The organism is Mesorhizobium sp. M7A.F.Ca.AU.001.01.1.1 (assembly GCF_004022735.1).
GTDB classification, from domain to species: domain Bacteria; phylum Pseudomonadota; class Alphaproteobacteria; order Rhizobiales; family Rhizobiaceae; genus Mesorhizobium; species Mesorhizobium ciceri.
Genome location: NZ_RZPF01000382.1, coordinates 1 through 6161 on the forward strand (window position 1 = coordinate 1; position 6161 = coordinate 6161).

At 61.3% G+C, this 6161-nt stretch carries 4 protein-coding genes; 2 read left to right on the forward strand and 2 right to left on the reverse strand.

All coding sequences use genetic code 11. The features are described from left to right. Positions 1 to 60: 60 nt before the first annotated feature. Positions 61 to 2016 carry an acetate--CoA ligase gene (gene acs / locus EN884_RS21795; RefSeq protein WP_013529021.1) on the forward strand — a complete coding sequence of 652 codons (1956 nt, stop codon included), beginning with the start codon at positions 61 to 63 and terminating at the stop codon, positions 2014 to 2016. Further along, a complete protein-coding gene (locus EN884_RS21800; RefSeq protein WP_063169460.1) occupies positions 2016 to 2759 on the forward strand; it encodes an MOSC domain-containing protein in 744 nt (247 codons plus the stop codon). The genes acs and EN884_RS21800 overlap by 1 nt, the downstream gene beginning before the upstream one ends. Position 2760: 1 nt before the next feature. Here EN884_RS21800 and EN884_RS21805 read toward each other — a convergent pair whose 3' ends face one another. After that, entirely contained in the window at positions 2761 to 4029 is a 1269-nt protein-coding gene (locus EN884_RS21805) for a cyclopropane-fatty-acyl-phospholipid synthase family protein (protein WP_063169461.1), read from the reverse strand. 364 nt (positions 4030 to 4393) lie between these two features. Further along, complete coding sequence (locus EN884_RS21810) at positions 4394 to 5872, reverse strand: pilus assembly protein (protein ID WP_063169462.1); 1479 nt, start codon at positions 5870 to 5872, stop codon at positions 4394 to 4396. Between the last annotated feature and the right edge of the window lie 289 nt (positions 5873 to 6161).

Consider the following 6161-nt stretch of genomic DNA (forward strand, 5'->3'; position numbering starts at 1 on the left):
GTGTCGCCGCGATCCCGCCGGCATTTCAAGCCGGCGATTGGTTCGGGAGGAAAGTCAGGAATGTCCGAGGTTCATGTCCATCGCGTCCAGCCGGCGTGGAAGAAAAACGCGCTGATCGACAATGACACCTACCTGAAATGGTATGCCGACAGCGTCAAGAACCCGGACAAATTCTGGGGCAAGCACGGCAAGCGCATCGACTGGTTCAAGCCGTTCAGCAAGGTCAAGAACACCTCCTTCGACGGCAAGGTCTCGATCAAATGGTTCGAGGACGGACTGACCAACGTTTCCTACAACTGCATCGACCGGCATCTGAAGAAGCGCGGCAACCAGACCGCCATCATCTGGGAAGGCGACAATCCCTACGACGACAAGAAGGTCACCTATAACGAGCTCTACGAGCATGTCTGCCGGCTCGCCAATGTGATGAAGAAACACGGCGTCAAGAAAGGCGATCGAGTCACCATCTACATGCCGATGATCCCGGAAGCCGCCTATGCGATGCTGGCCTGCACGCGCATCGGCGCCGTCCATTCGATCGTCTTCGGCGGTTTCTCGCCGGATGCGCTGGCCGGCCGCATCGACGACTGCAAGTCGACCTTCGTTATCACGGCTGACGAAGGCCTGCGCGGCGGCAAGCCGATCCCTTTGAAGGAAAACACCGACAGGGCGATCGAGATCGCCGCGAAAGCCGGAACGAAAGTCGAAAAGGTGGTGGTCGTGCGACGCACCGGCGGCAAGACCGGCTGGGTTTCAGGCCGCGACGTCTGGTATCACGACGAGATCGCGACGGTGAAAGCCGAATGCAAGCCCGAGAAGATGAAGGCCGAGGACCCGCTGTTCATTCTCTACACGTCGGGTTCGACCGGCAAGCCGAAGGGCGTGCTGCACACCACCGCCGGCTATCTCGTCTACGTCTCGATGACCCACCAATATGTCTTCGACTACCATGACGGCGACATCTACTGGTGTACCGCCGATGTCGGCTGGGTCACCGGCCACAGCTACATCGTCTACGGCCCGCTCGCCAACGGCGCCACCACGCTGATGTTCGAAGGCGTGCCGAACTATCCGTCGCAGTCGCGCTTCTGGGAAGTCATCGACAAGCACAAGGTCAATATCTTCTACACCGCGCCGACGGCGTTGCGCGCGCTGATGGGCGCCGGCGATGCGCACGTGAAGAAGACGTCGCGCAAGTCGCTGCGCGTGCTGGGTTCGGTCGGCGAGCCGATCAACCCGGAAGCCTGGGAGTGGTATTTCAACGTCGTCGGCAACGGCAAGGTGCCGATCGTCGACACCTGGTGGCAGACCGAGACCGGCGGCATCCTGATCACGCCGCTGCCAGGTGCGACCGACCTCAAGGCGGGTTCGGCGACGCGGCCTTTCTTCGGCATCAAGCCGCAGCTGGTCGACGGCGAGGGCAAGGTGCTGGAAGGTGCGGCCGACGGCAATCTGTGCATCACCGATTCCTGGCCGGGCCAGATGCGCACCGTCTATGGCGATCACGACCGCTTCGTGCAGACCTATTTTTCGACCTACAAGGGCAAGTACTTCACCGGTGACGGCTGCCGCCGCGACGCCGACGGCTATTACTGGATCACCGGCCGCGTCGACGACGTCATCAACGTTTCCGGCCACCGCATGGGCACGGCCGAAGTCGAATCGGCGCTGGTCAGCCATGAGAAGGTTTCCGAGGCCGCGGTCGTGGGCTATCCCCACGACATCAAGGGCCAGGGTATCTACAGCTACGTCACCTTGATGAAGGGTGCCGAACCCACCGAGGAGCTGCGCAAGGAGCTTGTTGCCCATGTCCGCAAGGAGATCGGCGCCATTGCTTCGCCCGACAAGATCCAGTTCGCGCCGGGCCTGCCGAAGACGCGTTCCGGCAAGATCATGCGTCGCATCCTGCGCAAGATCGCCGAGGACGATTTTTCTGCCCTGGGTGACACCTCGACGCTGGCCGACCCGGCCGTCGTCGATGATCTGGTCGCCAACCGGCAGAACAAGAAGAGCTGATGCAGGCCGCGCTGGGCACTGTCAGCGAACTCTGGCGCTATCCGGCGAGTTCGCTTGCCGGCGAGCGCCTGAAAACAATCTCGGTCGACGTCGAGAGCATCGACGGCGACCGCCTGTTCGGCCTTGTCGACGTGTCCGACAACGAGATCGCACGACCGGACCGCGACGCGAAATGGCACAAGGTGCCGCGCATCCGCACCCGGCTGTCGCCGACCCTGGAACTCGAGATTGCCGTTCCCGAGGGCGACTGGCTGGCCGCGCCAAGCATCGAGAGCGACCGCGCGGTGTCGGCCTATCTCGGCTTCGAGGCCTCGCTCCGTCCGTTTCGCCGCGAGAATGCCGGGCCTGACTATTCCGGCCCGCTGACCGCGGAGCGCTACCGCAAGGCGCCGATTCATCTATTGACCACGGCTTCGCTGGCACGCCTGAAAGCATTGCACCCGGAAGGGGTCGCCGACCCGCGCCGCTTCCGCCCCAACATCGTTGTCGACATGGCGGCCATCGAAGGCTCGTTTCCCGAAACGGAATGGATCGGCCGCAAGCTTGCCGTCGGCGATCTCCTGCTGACCATCTCGGAACCCTGCCGCCGCTGCGGTTTCACCATTGTCGCCCAGGATGGCTTCGACCATGATCCGGCGATCCTGCGCAACCTGGTCCGTCACAACGCCCATAATCTCGGCGTCTATTGCACGGTCGACAGGCCGGCGCGCGTCGAAGTCGGCGACGCGATGCGCTTCCTGTAAGCTATCGATACAGATCCGCCCGTGTCGGCGGCAGGCCGCTTGGACCGCGCGCGCGCTTGGTCACGACGGTCTGGAAAATCTGTGCCGATGCGCGCTCGAAGGTGATCGAACAGCCCGTCAGGTAAAGCAGCCATAGCCGCGCCCTGGCCTCGCCCACCTCGGCGATTGCCTCATCGAAGCGGGCCTGCAGCCGCTCGGCCCACAGCCTGCAGGTGCGGGCATAGTGCTCGCGCAGGTTCTCGACATCGTAGACGAGAAAACCATGCGCCTCGAGATTGCCTGTTGTCATGCCGATGGTGTCGAGTTCGCCGCCGGGAAAGATATATTTGAGCAGCGCCTTGAACTCCGGCCCCTTGCGCAAGGTCTTCTTGATGTCGCCCTTGCTGCGCCGGGTGATGGCGTGGTGCAGATAGATGCCGCCCGGCTTCAGCAGGCGATGAATGGTCTTGAAATAAGTCGCATGGTTGGCGAGCCCGAGATGTTCGAACATGCCGATCGACGAGATCTTGTCGAAGCTGCCGGTGAGTTCCGCATAGGATTTGATCTCGATGGTGATGCGGTCCTCCAGCCCCTCGGCGCGAATGCGTTCGCGGGCCAGCTCGGTCTGCGCCTGCGACAGCGACACACCGTGGCCGACGACGCCGTAGTTCTTTGCCGCATGGATCAGCATGGCGCCCCAGCCGCAGCCGATGTCGAGCAGTCGTTCGCCCGGTTTCAGCCGGAGCTTGCGGCAGATGTGGTCGAGCTTGTCGACCTGGGCCTCGTCGATGCCATTGGCGAAATCCTTGAAGTAGCCGCAGCTATAGACCATGCGCTCGTCGAGAAAGAGCCGGTAGAAGGCGTTCGAGATGTCATAGTGATGCTGGATCGCCTCCTGGCTCGAACCGCTGACATAGGGATTGCGCCCCGACAGATCGGTCCGCGCGCTCATCTGCTTGCGTGCCAAAAGCACGGAAGGCAGGTCGCGCAGGATCGCCATTTTCGGCAGCGACTTGAGCTTGGTTCTGAGCTTGCCTTGCGACGGCAGGGCATAAAAATCGAAGATCGTCCCGTCTTCGATGTCGATGGTCTTGGAAATCCACATCTCGATCAGCGTCGACAGGGACGGTCGCTTCACGATCTGCCAGACGATGTCCTGGTCGTTGATGGTGAGCACCGGACCAGTGGCGGGGCCTATCCGCTCCCCGGTCCACAGCCTGACCGCAAAACCCGGCTTCAATGTTTCGATCACCGTTCGAACGATGCGAGCGGCCTTTTCGGCTGCCTCCATGCGATTCCTCCGAATGCTGGCTCAGGGGCAGAAGTTTGCCCGGTCGGCCTGGCAATCGCAAGCCGGCCCGCACCAGGCCCGCCCCTTGGTTAATTTCAGACCTGCACCTTGTCTTTTGCTGCAATGCACCCCATCATGAGTATGTGTTCAACAAATCGAAAGGAGGTGATCCGATGTCGAGTGATTTCGTTTTCCAGAACGTGGCCTCAGCGGATTGCACTTTCGGGAAGCAGTCTTCCCGTTAAGGCGCGAAATGCGCGGCGGCTGACCTGATAGGTCATCGCCATGGGCCGCGCCACGGACGGAAACACGGAAGGCCGCCGGCTTCGAAAGAAGCGGCGGCCTTTTCCGTTTGCGGACCAGACTACTGGGTCAATGCGATCTTTTCGGTGTTGCGAATGATTTCCTGAAAGGCGTCGTCCAATTCGGCTCCGGTGGACACGTCGAAGAAATGCCTCTTGGCGGCGGAGGTATCCTTCGACGAACAATCCTTCAGCACCGCCTTTGCCTGGTCCCGCTCGGTTGTCGACATATCCTTGTCGTCCAGATCGAAGCCGATGGTGAAAATCTCGATGCCGTCGTTTTTCATGTTGTCGCACAGCGTTTCGGCGTTGCCGCGCGCAAGGGTGCCCTGCCTGTTGTAGCTGTCCCCAGCACCGGCGAAGGCCGTATTGAACTGGCCATCGGTCATCAGGATCGCGACCTTGGCGATCTTCTTCGGATCGGCATCCGAGGCACCCTTGCCAAGACCGGCATTCCTGATCGCAGTGCGCCATTGCGGCGACAGCATATAATAGGTCCACTGAATGGCGATCGCGCCGGCCGTAAACCCATTGGCCCGGAAGTCCTCGATCGATTCAAGCAAGGCATCGGAATCGGCGGTCAGCGGGATCACTTTCGCATCAGGGCACCTGTTCATGTCCCCGTCACCGAGATGATCGTCCCGGTTGACCAGAGCATAGTATTTCTTGCCGTTCCCGTCGGTGCGGACAGTATCCGGGCCGTCGGCGCTCATATCCGCGTTGCCGTTCTTGTCCTTGCGCTCGGTGGCGCAATTGTCGGGGCGTGGCATCGCCGCGCCGACAATGGAGATGTAGTCGCTGAAGGACGGCAGCAGATTTTTGCCCGTCTTGGCGACGAGAAGCGGACTGCCGGCGACGGGTGGGAGCTCAGTGCTGGCTTGTTTTTCGGCATAGACGTTTTCCGCCAGCTTGCCGGCGTTGACGCCAGATGCATAAGGCACAATCGCGACGCGGATGCGGGGGTTCTGCGGATCCTGTTTCTGCAGCATCGTCTGGACGGCGTTTTTTGCAGCTGTTTTCAGATCGCCGATTTTGTCGACCTTGCCGCGCTTGGCCATCGACCCCGTTATGTCGAGCATCATCGCCACTTCGACGGTCTTGTCCGAATAGAGCGCCGTCGTGGAGGCGGCGACGCGTTTCATGTCGCCCGTGCCAAAAATCGGGAAATACAGCCCGACATCGACATGGGCGTCAGCCTGGACCGTCTTGGCGGTCCTGTTGACGATCAGCCTGTCGAGTACGATCTGGTCGGCCTGCAGAATGCCTGCCTGGCTGTTGGCGTCGAGAAAGGCCTGCACCGATTTGTTGGCATCGGCTTCCTTGATGGCGCCGGTCGTTAGGTCGCGTGCCGTCGATGTGACCGCGGCGTCGACGACGCCTTGGAGGCTCGATCTGGCATTGTAGAGCTGCGATACGTTGACCGAGAAGCCAACAGCCAGCGCCAAGACCGAGGCGCTGAGGCCGAACAGGATTGCGAAATTTCCACCGCGATCCCTGGCGAACCCGCCGATCGCGTGAACAAGACCCCCGTAATTCCGCATCCTACAGCCTCCATTCGCCTCGGCCTCGTCGCCGCGGACAGGGCAATGCAGGATTCCCGCCGGATGACGCCGCTGGCTGGCAGAAGGCCGGCCGCTTGCCGCCAAATCATTGTTTTTGTTCGGCTTCAAGCTCCGCAAAGGTGAATGACTGGTAAACAGAAAAGCGCGGCCGCGGCTGCGTTTACGAGCCGGTTACCATGCTCAAGACGAAGCAATCACGGAATCCCGATGACGTCCTGTTGCGGGACAGGGTCCGTGTGCCGAAGCGGGCCAGTTGTCCCGAGACTGC